This is a genomic window from Mariniflexile ostreae (assembly GCF_042427585.1).
Classification (GTDB): domain Bacteria; phylum Bacteroidota; class Bacteroidia; order Flavobacteriales; family Flavobacteriaceae; genus Pseudalgibacter; species Pseudalgibacter ostreae.
Genome location: NZ_JBHMFC010000081.1, coordinates 25,384 through 43,168, shown reverse-complemented (window position 1 = coordinate 43,168; position 17,785 = coordinate 25,384). Strand labels below are relative to the sequence as shown.

Genomic DNA, 17,785 nt, shown 5'->3' with positions numbered 1-17,785 from the left:
AAAAATTAAGTTAAAAAAATAACAAATGAGCAAATACGATATTATAGTACTTGGAAGTGGCCCAGGTGGTTATGTAACCGCCATTAGAGCGTCGCAATTAGGTTTTAAAACCGCAATTGTTGAGAAAGATAATTTAGGTGGTGTATGTTTAAACTGGGGGTGTATCCCTACCAAAGCGCTGTTAAAATCTGCTCAAGTTTTTGAATATTTAAAACATGCTGGAGATTATGGCTTAACAGTTAAAGAGTATGATAAAGACTTTGATGCTGTTATAAAACGTAGCCGTGGCGTTGCCGATGGCATGAGCAAAGGGATTGACTTTTTAATGAAGAAGAACAAAATTGATGTTATTAAAGGTTACGGAAAATTAAAGCCTGGCAAAAAAATTGATGTTGATGGTACTGAGTACAGTGCTGATAATATTATTATTGCAACGGGTGCGCGATCACGTGAGTTACCAAGCTTGCCTCAAGACGGCAAAAAGGTGATTGGTTATAGAGAGGCCATGTCTTTAGCAGAACAACCTAAGAAAATGATTGTTGTAGGCTCTGGCGCCATTGGTGTTGAGTTTGCCTATTTTTACAATGCCATGGGTACAGAGGTAACTATTGTTGAGTTTTTACCAAATGTTGTGCCAGTTGAAGACGAAGATGTCTCTAAACAATTAGAGCGTTCTTTCAAGAAAAGCGGTATTAACATTATGACTTCTGCAGAAGTTACCAAAGTAGATACTTCTGGAGACGGCGTTAAAGCAACGGTTAAAACCAGTAAAGGTGAAGAAGTTTTAGAAGCGGATATAATTTTATCTGCCGTAGGTATTAAAACCAATATTGAAAACATAGGACTAGAAGATGTTGGTATTGTTGTAGATAGAGATAAGATATTAGTTGATAAATTCTACCAAACCAATATCCCAGGATATTTTGCTATTGGAGATGTTACGCCTGGCCAAGCTTTAGCACACGTGGCTTCTGCAGAGGGTATTTTATGTGTTGAAAACCTAGCAGGCCATCAAGTAGAACCTTTAGACTACGGCAATATACCGGGCTGTACTTATGCCTCGCCAGAAATTGCAAGTGTTGGTTTAACAGAAAAACAAGCTAGAGAAAAAGGCTTGGATATAAAAGTTGGAAAATTCCCATTTTCTGCCTCTGGTAAAGCTAGTGCTTCTGGTGCTAAAGACGGTTTTGTTAAAGTAATTTTCGATGCTAAATATGGTGAATGGTTAGGTTGCCACATGATTGGAGCCGGTGTTACCGATATGATTGCTGAAGCTGTTTTAGGTAGAAAACTAGAAACTACAGGACAAGAGGTTTTAAAGACCGTACACCCTCACCCTACTATGAGTGAAGCCGTTATGGAGGCTGTTGCCGCTGCTTATGGTGAAGTGATTCATTTATAATATACTTTATAAAGTGTTAATAAAAAAAAGTTCCAGAATATGTTTCTGGAACTTTTTTTATGTCATAACCTGAATAAAAATGAAGTCTTATAAAAAGCTTTGAATGGCCAGCTCATAACTTTGCAAGCCAAACCCAAGGATTACTCCCCTTGCATTTGGAGAGATAAACGATTGATGCCTAAACTCCTCTCTACTAAACGTATTAGAAATATGCACTTCTATCACTGGAGTTTCAATAGCCTTTACGGCATCACCAATTCCAATGGAGGTGTGTGTGTAAGCTGCTGCATTTAATATTATGCCATCGTAAGTGAAACCGGTTTCTTGTAACTTATCAATTAATTCACCCTCTATATTAGATTGGAAATAATCAATTTCGACATCTTTATATTTTCCTTTTACTTCCTCTAAAAACTCAGTAAAAGATAAACTGCCATAAATATTGGGCTCCCGCTTCCCTAGCAAATTTAAGTTAGGGCCATTGATGATAATTAGTTTTTTCATAAGGTAAATATATAAAAAATGGACATAAAAAAACCGAAGCAATTGCTTCGGTTTTAAATTGTTTATTTATAATGGAAATTAGAATTTAAATAAAACTCCAAAACTAGCTGTTGCAAATGGATTATTAACATCGCCAGCACCCAAATCGAAAGAACTTACTGCCTTTGCTCCGTCAACATCATACTTAGAAGAAGAAAAACTAATAAGATTATCCAATGAAAAAGTAAGCGCAATGTTTTCTTTTACAAAATAGTTGATTCCTAAATCTAAATTAGCACCAAGCGTATTTTCTTTAAGGTCAGCTATTTTATCATCGCTAGTATTGTAACCAAGACCTAGTTCAGTAAACGTTTTAAAACGTGCCCCTAAATCTAAAAAGTAATAACGACCAAAAACACCTACTCCAAATTCAGATTTTTTTGAAGTGTCAACTCCTGAACTCTCTATTTTTCCTGAACTTACGTTTAAGCTAGCACCTATTGCCAAATCATCGCTAATAAAGAAACCGACTTTTGGGCTAATACCAAATTTATTAGTCTTAACATCTGAATTTTTGTCATTAGTACTATTGAAGTTTACACTTCCTTCAACGATAACATCGCCTTCAGCAAATCCAAATATAGGCGCATCTTGAGCGTTTACTTGTAATAAACCTAATGCAGCAACAGCAACACTTAAAATTAATTTTTTCATAATACTAGTTGTTTTAAATTATTTTTATTGAGGCGCAAACATAGTGTGAAGTTTCATTTTAAACAAGAGAAAAAAGCAAAAAGACAATCCTTTTTTTCTTACAAAAAAACAAAGTTTACCTGTTCAAAAACAAAATTAAAACCTAAAGAACTATGTTTTAATCACTTATATTTGTTTCATGTAAAAACAAAACTCATCAGCTCTTCGTAAAATGTAAATACTAGAAATTAGTTGTTTAAGAATACTCTATTATGACATAAATAAATGTTTATTATTTGGGTTAGAAACTAATAAAAAACTCTGTAGACAACAAATAAGCGAATAGGTGTCAATCTTCTTAAATATAATAATTATTGTAAAAACATCCCCCTATTTGGGTTTCCTAAAGTAAAACGGTATTAACCTTATACGCTATTGATTTTAAAAAATCATAAAAATATTCTCTAATTATAGTATATTGTAAGCAAACCTAAAATAGTAGTAGACTTAGGATTTATTGAGCATATTTTTATATTTTGTAACCCCTAAATTTGATCTAATAACAATAAAAAAAAACAATGAAGATATTTCTCCCCATTGTTCTTCTTAAATTAATCTATAATAATAAGTAGTTCGTATTATAATTTATACCCAGCACCAATAAAAAAACCACTCATTTTTAAAGAAGGGTCATTAGGAGCGTCTTCCAGTAAGTTAGCTAAACCTAAATTATATCTAGCTTCAATAAAAAACTTTTCAGTAATATCATAAGCAGCACCTGCTTCAATTCCATAATTAAATGATTTAATTCCATCTCCTGAATCCAACAGAAGTCCTAGAGCAGGTCCTGCCAAAATATTCAACTTTTCTGTTACAGGAAATTTGGCCATAAGAGGAATATGTATTTGATCTAATTCATCTATTGACACATAAAGTACTTCTGGCTGAAAGCTGAAAGACTCAGAAACTCCTATATCTGCAAAAGCACCAATATAAAAGCCGGTTTCAGAGACAGAAACACTAAAGCTTTCTACTTTAGATTTCAAAGAAGCAAAATCAACACCTGCTTTTAGACCAAAACTTTGAGCATTTAAATTACTCATTCCAAATACAATGACAATTGATAATAATAGTTTTTTCATAATTTAGTTGGTTAAATTGATACTAATTTGTTTAAAATTTTGCGCAAACATAATTTTAAAATTTAGAACATACAAATAAATTCAATTATATTAACACATTTTTTCTTATATATTTAAAAAAAATACTCTTTTAATCCGAAAAAAAAGCATTTCAACTGTTTTTAAATAAAACATTTGTTTAATGTAATAACAAACAATTACTTAATTAGTAAAAAAACCTTTAAAAAACAACAAAACCTAGCCCCCTATTAGAAATTATCATTAATAAGCGGTGTGTGGTATGGAATATGTTAAGTTATATATGATTTATTATGATATCCTTTTCAAAAAAAACAATAATTTAAGTTATTTTTACAATTATGAAATGGGATAATGCTTTAAAAGATTATCAATTGTATTTAAAGATTGAACGGGGGTTGTCTAAAAACTCAATTGACAGCTATGTACTTGATGTTAATAAGCTTATCAAGTATCTAGACGCACATTCTATTAAGATCAGCCCAATTGCGATAGACGCGGAAACAATTCAGCATTTTATTTATGAACTTGCAAAAACCGTAAATGCAAGATCGCAGTCGCGAATTATTTCTGGATTGCGCAGCTTTTTTAGTTATTTAATTTTTGAAGACTATAGAACAGATAATCCCTTAGAACTTATTGAATCTCCAAAAACAGGAAGAAAATTACCTGACACCTTAGCAGAAGCCGAAATCGATGCTCTAATTAATGCTATAGATTTAAGTAAGCCCGAAGGTGAGCGCAATAGAGCCATGCTGGAAACCCTTTATGGGTGTGGCTTACGTGTAAGTGAACTGATCCAGTTAAAGTTATCGGACTTGTTTTTTGAAGAAGGCTTTATTAAAGTAACCGGTAAGGGCGATAAGCAACGATTTGTACCAATAGTTGAGGCTACCGAAAAATATATACAAATTTATAGAACCCAAATGCGGGTACACATGAACATTAAACCGGGATTTGAAGATACTTTGTTTTTAAATAGAAGGGGAAAACAACTGAGCAGAGCGATGGTTTTTACCATTATTAAACAATTGGCTGAAAAAATCGGGCTAAAAAAAAACATATCGCCCCATACCTTTCGGCATTCATTTGCGACGCATCTTTTGCAAAACAATGCAGATTTACGTTCCATTCAACTCATGTTAGGACATGAAAGCATAACAACAACCGAAATTTATGTCCATTTGGATAAAAGTCATTTAAAACATGTTATAGAAACCTACCATCCAAGAAAATAATGCGTTAGAAACGTTATGCGCTTATTATCAGGTTTTAAATATATTTGTAATTTACTTAACTTATTAGTATGAAAAATATTTTCGAGAATAAAAAACCAGGCTCTGATTTAATAGGGGTTAATTCCGATTTAAATTATGATGCGTATACCTCTCGATTTGCTCTTAAAAACTCCAAGATTGGGGTTTGGGACTTTCATTTTAAAACCAATTTAATTCATTATTCAGAAGAAGCTAAAAATATTTTAGGCATTGATGGTACAAAAATAAACCAATTAGAGTGGGAAAGAATAATACATCCTGAAGACCTCGATGCCTTATTTGTTCGTATAAATGAGCATTTCACCAATAAAACCCCTGAATACAGAAGCGAACATAGAGTGCTTTGTAAAAAAGGAAACTACATATGGATTGAAGATACGGGAAGGATTGTACAAAGGGATGCGTCTGGAGCACCCTTGCGAATGATAGGCACTGTAGTAGATATTACCCATAGAAAAGAGCGGCAAGCGGCAAGAGCCGAAAACCTAAACATTATAACCAATCAGAATAATAGACTTCAGAACTTCGCTCATATTGTAACCCATAATTTAAAAGAATATGCAGGCAATTTTGAAAGTTTATTGGAGTTTTATGATGATGCCGAAACCGAATCTGAGAAAAAGGACTTGATAACCCATTTAAAAACAGTTTCAGAGTCTTTAAGTAAAACCATAGTAAATTTAAATGAAATTGTAAGTAAGCAATTCACTAAAGAAATTGAGCGTGAAAATTTATCTGTTTATCAATGTATAAAAGATACACTTAAAATGCTGAGCATAGAAGCGGCCAGTAAAAAAGCTGTTTTCCATAATAATGTATCTCCTGATATCACGATTTACGCCAATCGTTCTTATTTAGAAAGCATTATACAAAACTTAGCTACAAACGCTTTAAAGTATGCACACCCAAACCGCACACCGGTTGTAACTATTGAATCTCACTTATCAGAACTTGAAATATTAACTGTTACGGTAACCGATAATGGTTTAGGCATAGATTTAAACAAGTATGGCAAAGATATCTTTGGCTTATACCGCACCTTCCATGGCAATGAAAATGCCGAAGGTGTTGGGCTATATCTTACCAAAAGCCAAATAGAAACCTTGGGCGGAAAAATAGAAGTTAGTAGTAAAGTTAATGTTGGCACTACCTTTACCATTACAATGAGCATCAAAAAAAAACCAGCCTGATTATAGCTGGTTTTTAATTGTGATAATTATTTTATTATAATTTTTACTTAGCAATATTTACGGCTCTGGTTTCTCTAATAACCGTTACTTTCACTTGTCCTGGATACGTCATATCGGTCTGTACCTTTTGAGAAATACTAAATGATAAATCTGCCGCCTTTTGATCATCTACTTTATCGCTTTCAACAATAACCCTTAACTCTCTCCCCGCTTGAATGGCATAAGCTTTTTTAACACCTTGGAAACCAATAGCAATATCTTCAAGATCTTTTAAACGTTGTATGTAACTATCTAGCACTTGGCGTCTAGCTCCTGGACGTGCTCCTGAAATAGCATCACATACTTGAATGATTGGAGAAATTAAAAACTTCATCTCTACTTCATCGTGATGTGCACCAATAGCATTACAAACTTCATCTTTTTCTCCATACTTTTCTGCCCATTGCATCCCTAAAATAGCGTGTGGTGTTTCCATATCGGTTTCAGCATCGGGCACCTTACCAATATCGTGTAACAATCCGGCACGTTTTGCTAACTTTGGATTTAATCCTAGCTCTGCTGCCATAACACCACAAAGTTTTGCAACTTCACGAGAGTGCTGCAATAAGTTTTGCCCATAAGAAGAGCGGTACTTCATACGCCCTACCATCTTAATAAGTTCAGGGTGTAAATTGTGTATTCCCAAATCGATAACAGTACGTTTCCCTACTTCTATAATTTCTTGGTCGATCTGTTTTTTTGTTTTTTGAACGATTTCCTCAATTCGTGCTGGGTGAATCCTACCGTCGGTTACCAATTTATGTAATGAAAGCCGAGCAATCTCACGACGAACCGAATCGAAACAAGATAAAATAATAGCTTCTGGTGTATCGTCAACAATAATTTCAACACCTGTAGCCGCTTCAATAGCACGTATGTTTCGGCCTTCACGTCCAATAATTCTACCTTTAACATCATCAGATTCAATATTAAATACAGATACACAGTTGTCCACCGCTTCTTCCGTTCCTATACGTTGAATCGTATTGATAATGATTTTTTTAGCTTCTTGTTGCGCTGTTAGCTTCGCTTCTTCTATGGTACTCTGGATATAAGACATGGCATCGTTTTTAGCCTGCCCTCTTAAAGACTCCATAAGTTGTATTTTTGCATCTTCAGCTGAAAGACTAGAGATCACCTCCAATTGCTCTACTTGGCTTCTGTGCAATCGATCTACTTCTTCTTGCTTTTTTTCAACAATATCTAGTCTATAATCGTAATCTTTAATTTTACTCTCAATGGCATCATTAAGCTTTTTTGTTTTAGCTATTTCGCTTGAGATTTGAGATTCTTTGTCTCGAGTGCGTTTTTCTGCATCTGCCATTTTTTTGTCGCGTGACAAAATTACTTTTTCATGTTCAGACTTTAATTCTATAAATTTTTCTTTGGCTTGAAGTATTTTATCCTTTTTTATTGATTCGCCTTCTGCATTGGCCTCTTTAAGTATGGAGATAGCACTTTTTTTAGCGTTCTTTATAAGTTTTGAGGCATTATTTTTTTCTAAAACTTTAGCAATAACATAGCCTATTATAATCCCTAATAGTACGCCTCCTGCAATTAATATAATTGAATCCATTTTTCTGTGTTGGTTTGTGTATATATAAAAAAAGCCTACACCGGCATAAGATTTTGTATAAACTCCTTAAAAACAAGTTTAGGGCTAACAAGCTGATCAAGGGTCTGCTAGGTACTTTAAAAGTACATGCAGCATGCTTTTACAACTTAAACTCACCCTTTTTAAAGAATTAACGTTGAGTTTATCAAAAAAAATAACCAATGTAGGCAGTAACTTTTATGTTAATGAACGTTTAAGAGATTAAATGTGCGTGTAATAAATCATTTAAAGCATTTAGTTTTTCTTCCACATGCTCACTTACATACGCTTTATCAATTGTTTTCTGTTCTACTTGAGATGCAAATTGCAAAGCACACATGGCCAATACATCTTGTTTATCTCTTACAGAATAGCTTTGCTCAAACTGTTTTATCATAACATCAATGTTTTTCGCTGCTTTACGCAACCCTTCTTCCTGCGAGGGGTCTATAGTTAAAGGATATATCCTGTTGCCTATAGACAGCTTTATTTTAAGCTTTTCTGACATTGAATTTATTACTAGTACCTTAATTTGAGAGTTGTGCAATACAATGATCTATCTCTCTTATTAATGCATTTATTTTAAGCTTAGTTTCTCTTTTATTATCGTCACTACCAAGTAAAGTATTTGCAAACTTAAGAGCTTCATATTTATCTTTCCAAGTTGAAATTTCCAACTCTTGATTTTGAAACGCTTTTTGTGATTCTTCTAGTTCTGCTTTCAATTTTAAATTAGCCTGCTGTAAAAGGTCTTGCTTATGCAAAATCTTGCTAATTTTATTTTCTAAAGAATCAACAATATCTTCAATATTATTCATTTACAAATATCAATACCTATCACACAAAGTTAATACACCTATCCATAACATACAATAGTTTTTAAAAGAAAATTTAAAATTAAAGCTTACACCCTATTATAAGGGCTGTAGCGTGGATATTCATTTATTTTTTTGCATTTTTACAGCCTTATTAATATTTTTAGAATTAACTCTTTTTTTTATGCCCTTACGCCTCCTTTTTTTAGTTTGTCTTTCTTTAAGTACTTATGCACAAAATCATTATCCCCAAGATTATTTTAGAACGCCCTTGGAAATCCCCATTTTGCTTTCGGGTACATTTGCAGAACTTCGCACCAATCACTTCCATTCGGGTTTGGATATAAAAACGCAACAACGCGAAGGCCTAAATGTTGTAGCCATTGCAGATGGTTTTGTTAGCCGTATCAAAGTGTCGCATTTTGGCTACGGCAAAGCCCTTTACATTACGCATCCCAATGGCTACACTAGTGTATATGCCCATTTGCAGCGGTTTTCACCTGCTATTGAAGCGTATGTTAAAAACCATCAATATGAAGTAGAAAACTTTGAGATTGAACTTTTCCCTAAAGCCGAAGAGTTACGTGTAAAACAAAGCGAGCTTGTGGCTTATAGCGGGAACACTGGAGGCTCGGGAGGCCCACATTTACACTTTGAGATTAGAGATAAAAACGAACACCCCATTAACCCCTTGCTTTTTGGAATAGATGTTAAAGACACCACGCCCCCCGCAGTTACTTCTGTGTACGTGTATCCTATTGGCGATGATGCATCGGTAAACCAATCGAACAAAAAACAGGCCTTACGTTTAATACCACAAAAAAATGGCGATTTCTTAACAGAAAGTATAGAAGCCTTTGGAAAAATAGGCTTTGGGGTTTCGGTAACAGACAGGCAGGATTTGGCCGCCAATAAAAATGGGGTATCCAACATACAGACCTTTTTAAATGGTAGGCAAAATTTCGAATTGGATTTTGATACTTTTTCTTTTGAAGAGTCTAAGCATATTAATCAATTAATAGACTATGAACATTTTCAAGAACAGCGCCAAAGGGTTCAGAAATTATTTATTGAAAACAATCCCTTAAGCCTGTACAGAAATGTGATCGATGATGGTACGCTTACCATTCAAGATAGCACCCATGCCGTTTATAAAATAAAAGTGAACGATTTTAAAAATAACCCAGCATGGATAACCATTTCTATAAAGGGACAAAAAAGAGCGCTTACACAGCCTAAAAATACTCCTGTTACACCTTATTATGTATATGCTAACCAACCTATGCAATTAAAAGAAGGTTTTGTTGCTGTAGATTTTTTTAAAGATAGTTTTTACCATGATTTCTATCTCGATTTTAGAGTAAGTGGCGATACAGTAACGGTCCATAAGGATGTGCTACCCCTTAAAAAAGAATTCAATATAGCATTTGATGTTAGTAAATATTCTGAAACTGATAAAGATAAATTATTTATAGCCAGACTTGTAGGGTATAGAAACTACCCCGTATACCATTCTACAAACCGCATGGGTAATACGTTAACGACCAAAACCAAAACCTTGGGCACCTATACTTTGGTTTCGGACCTTAAAAACCCCACTATTGTTCCTATTAATTTTAAAAACGGACAATGGTTAAGCAATTATAGATATTTAAAACTAAAAATAGACGACGACCTCTCGGGCATTTCAAGTTATCGGGCCACTATTAACGACACTTGGATTTTGATGGAATACGATTACAAAACCAAAACCCTTACACACGACTTTAATGATGGCTGTGTTACAGACACCAAAAATATTTTAAAAGTAATTGTAACCGATAATGTTGGAAATAGTTCTACTTTTGAAACCATGTTTTATAAAAAATAAAGCTTTATGGTTACCGCCTATCATTTTGGCCCTCAAGAGGAAGCCTTATTCACAACAGGGTATAATAAATACGTAAAGTACAACAACCTCTTTAAGGTATTGATATGCAACCACCAAGATTAAAATTTTATAAATACTAAAATAACACTTATTAACATGCCAGGTTTTCAAACTTTAACGCGACATTAAATATTTACAAGCTTGATAAAACAACCCTTTCTTTTCGCTATATTATTTTTCTCTATCGGTTTGGTGTTTTCACAAACCGCTACTGTAAAAGGTGTTATTCTTGATAATAACAACAAACCTATAGATAATGTTAATATTAAAACAGGAACGGGTGGCACAAAGACCAATGAAAACGGATTTTATCTTTTAAAAATCCCGTCAGGCCAAGATGTTGTGGTCGATTTTACGCATATTGCCTACAAAAAAATTACGAGCACCCTAAATTTAAAAAAAGGAGAATCACTGGAATTCAATCCCGTAATGAGCTTTTCAGTAGAGCAAATAGGCACCGTTACCATTAATACCCAGAGAAGAAAAGATGTGGAAGGTATTGTGAATTTAAACCCAGAGACCATTCGTAAAATACCGGGGGCGAATGCAGGAATAGAAAATCTTTTGTTAACACTGCCAGGTGTAAGCAATAATAATGAATTGAGCACCCAATATGCCGTTCGTGGTGGAAATTACGATGAAAATTTAGTGTATGTAAATGGTATCGAAGTGTATCGGCCATTTTTAATCCGCTCGGGACAACAGGAAGGACTTAGCTTTGTTAATACCGATTTGGTACAAAATGTTGACTTTTCAGCTGGGGGATTTCAAGCTAAATATGGGGACAAACTATCGTCGGTATTAGATATTACCTATAAAACTCCTTATCGATTTGAAGTAAATGCCGATATGAGCTTATTAGGTGGTAGTCTTTCCTACGAAAATATAAGTAAAGACTCTAGGTTTACAAGCATTATAGGTATGCGCTATCGCGATAATGGACTATTAGTAAATGCTAAAGAAACAGAAACCAATTACGATGCTGCTTTTGGAGACCTACAAACGTTTTTAACTTATAAGTTCACCGATAAGTTTAGTTTGAGCTTTTTAGGAAATGCGTCCTCAAATAAATACAATTACCAACCTCAAACCAGACAGACCAATTTTGGGACGCTTACCGACCCGATAGCTTTATTGGTTTTTTATGAAGGGCAAGAAAAAGACAAGTACCAAACTACTTTTGGCGCATTTAAAAGTTCTTACAGAGTAAATGAAAACTTAAATTTAAACCTTACAGCCTCTGCATACCATACTACAGAAGAGGAATATTTTGACATTTTAGCACAATACCGTTTAGGTGAAGTGAACACTAATATTGGTGATGAAAACTTAGGCGAAGTGACGTTTAGTGAAGGCATTGGCAGCCAACTTAACCACGGAAGAAATGATCTAGATGCTTTAATTACGAATTGGGAACACAAAGGCGATCTTAAAATTAAAAATAACCGTTTAGAATGGTCTGTAAAATACACCCATGAAGATATTCGAGATCGGGTGGTAGAATGGGAACGCATCGATTCTGCTGGATTCTCAATTCGCCCCCCAAAAACATTTCCTGCAAACGAACAACCTTATGAGTCGTATAGCGGCCCATTGGAACCTTATCAAAATGTTAGGGCTACGAACGCAACACAAATTAATAGGCTACAAGCCTATGGGCAATGGAGCTTACGTGCTACACTAGGCGCCAGCGACGTGTGGTATAATGCTGGCGTAAGAATGCATCATTGGTCGGTAAGCAGTGCCGAAACGGCTGCTTCTAGCCAAACGGTTGTAAGTCCACGAGTGCAGTTCGCCATAAAACCCGACTGGAAAAAAGACATGCTTTTTAGAATAGCTACCGGGCTTTATTATCAACCGCCTTTTTATAAGGAATTGCGAAGTACTACAGGAGCTGTTAAGCCAGAGGTTAAAGCACAAAAATCATTTCATGTTGTTGCAGGAAACGATTATAGTTTTAAAATATGGGAACGGCCCTTTAAATTAACCACAGAAGCTTATTACAAACATTTAACAGATGTTAACCCGTATACCTTAGAAAACGTTCGGATTAGATATAGTGCCAACAATACCGCAAAAGCTTATGCCTATGGCTTGGATATGCGCTTAAATGGTGAATTTGTTCCCGGTACAGAGTCGTGGTTTAGCTTTAGTTACCTTAAAACCGAAGAGAATATCGATGCCCAAGGCTACATTGCCAGACCAACGGATCAAAGGTTAAAGTTTGCGGCCCTTTTTCAAGACTATGTGCCCAACATACCAAACATGAAGGTGTATTTAAATTTGGTTTACAATACGGGCTTGCCTGGCGGTTCGCCCAGTTATGCCGACCCTTATGCATACCAAAACCGGTTACCAGATTATAAACGTGTAGACGTAGGGTTTCAGTTTGTTATAGTAGATGAACACAAACGGTTTGCCCATGGCTGGAAAAAACCATTTAAATCTCTATCTTTTGGTGTGGAAATTTTTAATATGTTTGATGTACAAAACTCCATTACCAACACTTGGGTACGCGATGTATACAGCAAACGCCAATATGCTATTCCTAACTACTTAACCCCACGGGTTTTTAATATTAGAACTACGATGTCGTTTTAATTAGCGAATACTCAAATTCATAGATACTGCAAGTAAATTCCCAGCACCACTGTAACGCTCTACCCATACCTCAATATAATCATTCGTGCTCAACTCAATCGTCCCTATAATAGCTAAAGCCCCGACGTCATTGTTTTCACCAACTTCTCTATACACCTTTGTTTCTTCTAAAATGCTTCCATTTTTAAGTATATAAAATACAAAGACGGCATTATTATTATCCCCTTGAAAAGAAACACTGGCAGAAACATTAAAGAACCGCGTTTGCATCCCATCATAGATAATCCTATTGTTTATACCGGGACTAGATCTAAATCTGAACAAATTTTCTGAAGTAGTGTTCCCTGACAGCTTTGTCCTACTAGACATTCCTGTACCCGAAAAAGCTGTCGTTGCTCCTGATCCAACAGAGTAATCTAAATTGATGTCACCAGTAGCATTATTATCCGTTTCCACTTTTAAACCAGGGCAATTCACATCCCAATCGTTTGTAAAATTATAACCTATATAAGGTGATGATCCATTAACATAGTTACCATCGCCAGAAAAACTCACATTTCTCATTCCTGCACTTCCAGTGATTGAAGTTATCCCGGTAACATCAAATGCTGCTGTTGCCGTTTCTTCAACGGTGCTAAATCCTCCTTGTTTTGTTATTATATTAAAGATGCCGGTAAGAGTTTCGTAGGTGCCTTTGTTCAAACCATCCCACCCCGCAGAATTTAAAAGCAGTTCTTCAATATCTGTATAAGTAATACCGTTTAAGTTATTGCTATAGCGTACAATGCTTAAAAAAACCAATTTAAAATCACTCACCGTCCCTACCGAATTTGAATTAACAATAGCACTATCTCTAAAAATAAGAGACCCATCCCCTGTTCCGTTTAAATTAAAAACACTTCCTCCAGTAGATATTAAAGTAATCCCTTTTATAGACCCTCCCTTAACCCCTTCAAATATAGTTCCTGTACTAACCAATACATCGCCATTAGTATCTTCACCAAAGATGTAAGCGTCGTTTATATTTATAGGTACGGCTAAAGTAATGGTACCATTAATTTCATATAATGTATCTGGATCTAAAAGATAAACAGTACCACCACCAGCGGCTAATTCATCGGCTAAATCTGCAGCACTTTTTATTAATTTATAATTATCTCGTTTTTCTGCACTTTCCAAAGGCAACCAAGTGGTGCCATCAAAAAAGTAAAATACATTTTCATCTGTATCAAAAACTAACAAGCCTTCTGCAGGGGTGGCTATAGTTAAACGTTGTGCGGAAGTCATTCTAGGTGCTAACAGGCCTTGTTCTGTGGATGTTACATCCAAAATAGACGACGCGTGGGGTTCTGTAGTTCCAATGCCTACTTGAGAAAAAGCATTAAAAAAAACTAAAACAAATAAGAGCGTAAAAAGGTAGGTAGATTTCTGATTCATGGCTTATTTTTTTAATAAGATACATAATTATCTTATTACAACACCGTTTTATCAAAGAAATTATCAAAAAACCACCAATATCCCAACTAAAACACGATTTTATTATAGTATTCTTATTTTAAATATTCCTAATAATCTATATCAAATCTTTTAAAACCCCAATCACATAATCCACCTCTTCTTTGGTGTTGTAGATGCTAAACGAAAAACGAAGGGATGTTTTTTGAAAATCGTTAACACCCACTACTTCTGATAACACGTGAGAGGCCTGTATGCTACCGCTTTGGCAAGCACTTCCTTTCGAGCATGCAATATTTTTTAAATCCAATTGAAACAAAAACATAGCAGATTTTTCGGGAGATATGGGCAAACCAACATTAACCAATGTATAGGTGCTTTTCTCCATATCGCCTGAAAGGCCATTAAAAACACTATTAGGAAGCTCTAATTTAAGTTTTTCTATAAAATACTGCTTTAAGTCCTTAATATACAGACGTTCCTCTGCTAAATGCTCATACGCCTGTGTTAGCGCCTTTTCAAGTCCTATTATATTATGGATACTTTCGGTTCCTGCACGGTAACCCCGCTCCTGCTCTCCCCCGAATATTAAAGGTTTTAAACCGGAACCCTTTCGCACAAATGCAAAACCAACACCCTTTGGACCATGAAATTTATGTGCGCTTGCAGCTAAAAAATCAATGGGCAAGGCCTTTAAATCTAATTCATAATGGCCTATAGATTGCACAGTATCACTATGGAATAGGGCCTTATGTGCTTTGCATAAAAAAGCGACACGTTTAATATCTAGAATATTACCTATTTCATTATTAACATGCATTAAACTCACCAAGGTTTTGTGTGTAGACTGTAACAAACCCTCTAAATGCATATAATCTACCTGGCCATTTTCATCTAAATCCACATAATCTACAACAATACCGTACTCGGTTTTTAATTGTGCTACGGCATGCAAAACAGCGTGATGTTCTATTTTAGACGTTATAATACGGGTAACACCCATATCTCGCACAGCACTTCTTAACACTAAATTATCGGCTTCTGTCCCCCCAGAAGTGAACACTATCTCGCTTGCAGATACATTAAAATACTTTGCTATAACTTTTCTAGAGTATTCAATTAATGCTTTAGATGAGCGCCCTAAACTATGTGTAGATGATGCATTTCCATAATTATTATGCATTACCGTAACCATAGCATCTATAACCTTATCTCGTATTTTGGTGGTGGCGGCATTATCAAAATAAACTGGAGTCATATACATGTATTTATAAAAATGAGGATACTTGCAAAGGGTGTACTATGCCAACTTTATAGGCAACCATAGTAAAGCACAAAAATACCAGAAATAAAATTATTATCAATATGATACGTTATAAATAACAATTCCTTTATTTTTGCTTAAAATCCAAACCTATGCGTCTGTTATCTATTACCCTAATAAGTCTCAGTTTTTTAATGTTTCTTTCCTGTGATGATGGCGATATCATTACTGTTGAATTTGATTTTGAGAACAACTTTGATTCCTGTGGAGAACTGGTGTTTTATAAAACAAAAAAGGAACCGGCGGAGTCCATGTCTATCCTTTTTAAAAATTTGACTTTAGAACAGCTATTACAAGTAGGCGATAATGATACCCTTATTACAAGTTCAACAGGAAACATTTTTAACTATAGAACCTATAGCAATGCCACATTGCCTACCACAGGACTGTTCTGTTCGGATATCCCTTCTTCTGAAGTTCAAATTATAGAAGATTATGAAAGTGAAGGTGGAGAAGCCACTATTATTACCGTTTTAATTGAGGATGATAATGATGGTATTCCTGCCCATTTAGAGGATCGAAATGGAAATGGCGATTTAACCGATGACGATACTGATGGAGATGGTATTCCAGATTACTTAGATGCCGATGATGATGGCGATAATGTGTTGACTAAAGATGAAAACCCAGACCCTAATGGGGATGGCGATTTCTCTGATGCACAAGACACGGATGGTGACGGGATACCCGATTACTTAGACAACGACGACGACGGAGATGGTGTATTAACACGTGATGAAGAAAACGACACCCAAAACCAAAACCCCAAAGACGATATTACCAATAGCGAAGTAGGCCCAGATTATTTAAATAAAGATATTAAAAACAGTGTACCTGCAACAGCATACCGCACACACACCTATACTCAGGTTTATAAAATCTCGCTTTATTTAGATATTAGTATTCGCATCATCTCTCAAGATGATTATTATTTTGGGACTTTAAATAATTTGCCCTCTAAAACAGTAACGGTAACCCCCGATTTTAATTAGGCGCTATGTTTTGAAAAATATAAACCTCGGTGGCCCCTAATCCATATTTTTGATAGTTGGCATCGTAAAATTTAATATTATTATAACGTCCAAAAAGATAGTCTAATTCTGTTTTTAACACCCCTTCGCCTACGCCATGGATGAATACTATTTTTTGAATGCGTTTACTTATAGCAAACTCCAACTTATGCCTTGCAGTATCCAATTGCAAGTTTAATATATCATGACTGGATAAGCCTTTATAAGATTTAACCAATTGATGGATATGCAAATCCACTTCCATGCTAGGTTCATACCGCTCTTTAGCTTTGGTTTTTATCTGTTTTCTTTTTAAGGACTGCTCTTTTTCTAATATTAAAGCATCCATATTAGTATTGAAAAACATGTCTTTACGTAAATCGCTTTCGCTTTTATGCTGAACCAAGTCACTGGCTAAAAACTGAAGTTCAAAGCCATCATGTGTTTCTATCGTTATTAAAGTGTCTTTAATTTGAATAACTACACCAGACAAATCTTCATCTAAAACCGATACGGCATCACCAATATTAAACTTCATGTTCTTGTTGTTTTAAACTGTCATCTTCATCTTTTTCAAGTTTGCTCGGAATATTTCTAGAAGTTCTATAAACACCTATCATTAAAATAGAAATGCCACCAATTAAAATATATTGGTTTTGTTCTTCAGAATGGTTTGCATACATGGCGATAATGGCACCAAGAAGTATTAATAAATAGTTAAGGTATTTCATTTTCTTTAAAATCGATTGTATCAAACAAAGTACTTCAAAAAAAGTTGCATATGAAAATATATATAATCAAGATTTTAAATT

16 protein-coding genes and 1 other RNA gene are annotated in these 17,785 nt (G+C 34.9%); 6 read left to right on the top strand and 11 right to left on the bottom strand.

What is annotated here, in order from left to right; translation table 11 throughout:
• Nucleotides 1–25 precede the first annotated feature (25 nt).
• Nucleotides 26–1,402 (top strand): dihydrolipoyl dehydrogenase, encoded by a 1,377-nt coding sequence (lpdA, locus tag ACFFU9_RS12540; RefSeq protein ID WP_379861803.1) that lies wholly within the window; start codon nt 26–28, stop codon nt 1,400–1,402.
• An 87-nt stretch (nt 1,403–1,489) separates the two neighbouring features.
• Here lpdA and aroQ read toward each other — a convergent pair whose 3' ends face one another.
• The 3 genes from aroQ to ACFFU9_RS12525 form a co-directional block, all read right to left on the bottom strand.
• Nucleotides 1,490–1,906 carry a type II 3-dehydroquinate dehydratase gene (gene aroQ, locus ACFFU9_RS12535; protein WP_379861802.1) on the bottom strand — a complete coding sequence of 139 codons (417 nt, stop codon included), beginning with the start codon at nt 1,904–1,906 and terminating at the stop codon, nt 1,490–1,492.
• A 78-nt stretch (nt 1,907–1,984) separates the two neighbouring features.
• The gene (locus tag ACFFU9_RS12530; RefSeq protein WP_379861801.1) at nt 1,985–2,599 is read right to left on the bottom strand and encodes an outer membrane beta-barrel protein; all 615 of its coding nucleotides are present in this window, start codon (nt 2,597–2,599) and stop codon (nt 1,985–1,987) included.
• A 617-nt stretch (nt 2,600–3,216) separates the two neighbouring features.
• Nucleotides 3,217–3,720: an outer membrane beta-barrel protein gene (locus ACFFU9_RS12525; RefSeq protein ID WP_379861799.1), complete on the bottom strand. Its 504-nt coding sequence runs from the start codon at nt 3,718–3,720 to the stop codon at nt 3,217–3,219.
• 359 nt (nt 3,721–4,079) lie between these two features.
• Between ACFFU9_RS12525 and xerD the strand changes: the two genes are divergently transcribed.
• Nucleotides 4,080–4,976 carry a site-specific tyrosine recombinase XerD gene (gene xerD / locus ACFFU9_RS12520; protein ID WP_379861798.1) on the top strand — a complete coding sequence of 299 codons (897 nt, stop codon included), beginning with the start codon at nt 4,080–4,082 and terminating at the stop codon, nt 4,974–4,976.
• A 68-nt stretch (nt 4,977–5,044) separates the two neighbouring features.
• A complete protein-coding gene (locus ACFFU9_RS12515) occupies nt 5,045–6,205 on the top strand; it encodes a sensor histidine kinase (protein ID WP_379861797.1) in 1,161 nt (386 codons plus the stop codon).
• A gap of 43 nt (nt 6,206–6,248) precedes the next feature.
• Here the strand turns inward: ACFFU9_RS12515 and rny are convergent, their stop codons facing one another.
• The 4 genes from rny to ACFFU9_RS12495 all read right to left on the bottom strand — a co-directional run bounded on the left by rny (nt 6,249) and on the right by ACFFU9_RS12495 (nt 8,656).
• Nucleotides 6,249–7,820: a ribonuclease Y gene (gene rny / locus ACFFU9_RS12510; protein WP_379861795.1), complete on the bottom strand. Its 1,572-nt coding sequence runs from the start codon at nt 7,818–7,820 to the stop codon at nt 6,249–6,251.
• Between the two features lie 59 nt (nt 7,821–7,879).
• A non-coding RNA gene (gene ssrS / locus ACFFU9_RS12505) (6S RNA) lies at nt 7,880–8,001 on the bottom strand.
• A gap of 51 nt (nt 8,002–8,052) precedes the next feature.
• The gene (locus ACFFU9_RS12500; protein ID WP_379861794.1) at nt 8,053–8,346 is read right to left on the bottom strand and encodes a cell division protein ZapA; all 294 of its coding nucleotides are present in this window, start codon (nt 8,344–8,346) and stop codon (nt 8,053–8,055) included.
• A 19-nt stretch (nt 8,347–8,365) separates the two neighbouring features.
• On the bottom strand, nt 8,366–8,656 hold the full coding sequence (locus tag ACFFU9_RS12495; RefSeq protein ID WP_379861792.1) for a coiled-coil domain-containing protein: 291 nt from the start codon (nt 8,654–8,656) through the stop codon (nt 8,366–8,368).
• Nucleotides 8,657–8,837: 181 nt separating this feature from the next.
• On the opposite strand from ACFFU9_RS12495, the gene ACFFU9_RS12490 reads away from it, so the two are divergent.
• Nucleotides 8,838–10,523 carry a M23 family metallopeptidase gene (locus ACFFU9_RS12490; RefSeq protein ID WP_379861791.1) on the top strand — a complete coding sequence of 562 codons (1,686 nt, stop codon included), beginning with the start codon at nt 8,838–8,840 and terminating at the stop codon, nt 10,521–10,523.
• A 201-nt stretch (nt 10,524–10,724) separates the two neighbouring features.
• Complete coding sequence (locus tag ACFFU9_RS12485; protein WP_379861790.1) at nt 10,725–13,184, top strand: TonB-dependent receptor; 2,460 nt, start codon at nt 10,725–10,727, stop codon at nt 13,182–13,184.
• On the opposite strand, the gene ACFFU9_RS12480 is transcribed toward ACFFU9_RS12485, so the two are convergent.
• The gene (locus ACFFU9_RS12480) at nt 13,185–14,621 is read right to left on the bottom strand and encodes a phage tail-like protein (protein ID WP_379861789.1); all 1,437 of its coding nucleotides are present in this window, start codon (nt 14,619–14,621) and stop codon (nt 13,185–13,187) included. It abuts the gene before it with no gap.
• A gap of 136 nt (nt 14,622–14,757) precedes the next feature.
• Nucleotides 14,758–15,897 carry a cysteine desulfurase family protein gene (locus tag ACFFU9_RS12475; RefSeq protein WP_379861788.1) on the bottom strand — a complete coding sequence of 380 codons (1,140 nt, stop codon included), beginning with the start codon at nt 15,895–15,897 and terminating at the stop codon, nt 14,758–14,760.
• 158 nt (nt 15,898–16,055) lie between these two features.
• Here ACFFU9_RS12475 and ACFFU9_RS12470 point away from each other — a divergent pair, with 158 nt between their 5' ends.
• Nucleotides 16,056–16,955 carry a hypothetical protein gene (locus ACFFU9_RS12470; protein ID WP_379861787.1) on the top strand — a complete coding sequence of 300 codons (900 nt, stop codon included), beginning with the start codon at nt 16,056–16,058 and terminating at the stop codon, nt 16,953–16,955.
• Here ACFFU9_RS12470 and ACFFU9_RS12465 read toward each other — a convergent pair.
• Complete coding sequence (locus ACFFU9_RS12465; RefSeq protein WP_379861786.1) at nt 16,948–17,511, bottom strand: DUF8465 domain-containing protein; 564 nt, start codon at nt 17,509–17,511, stop codon at nt 16,948–16,950. The genes ACFFU9_RS12470 and ACFFU9_RS12465 overlap by 8 nt on opposite strands.
• Nucleotides 17,501–17,704, bottom strand: a complete 204-nt coding sequence (locus ACFFU9_RS12460; RefSeq protein ID WP_379861785.1) for a hypothetical protein — start codon at nt 17,702–17,704, stop codon at nt 17,501–17,503. The genes ACFFU9_RS12465 and ACFFU9_RS12460 overlap by 11 nt, the downstream gene beginning before the upstream one ends.
• Nucleotides 17,705–17,785: the final 81 nt, after the last annotated feature.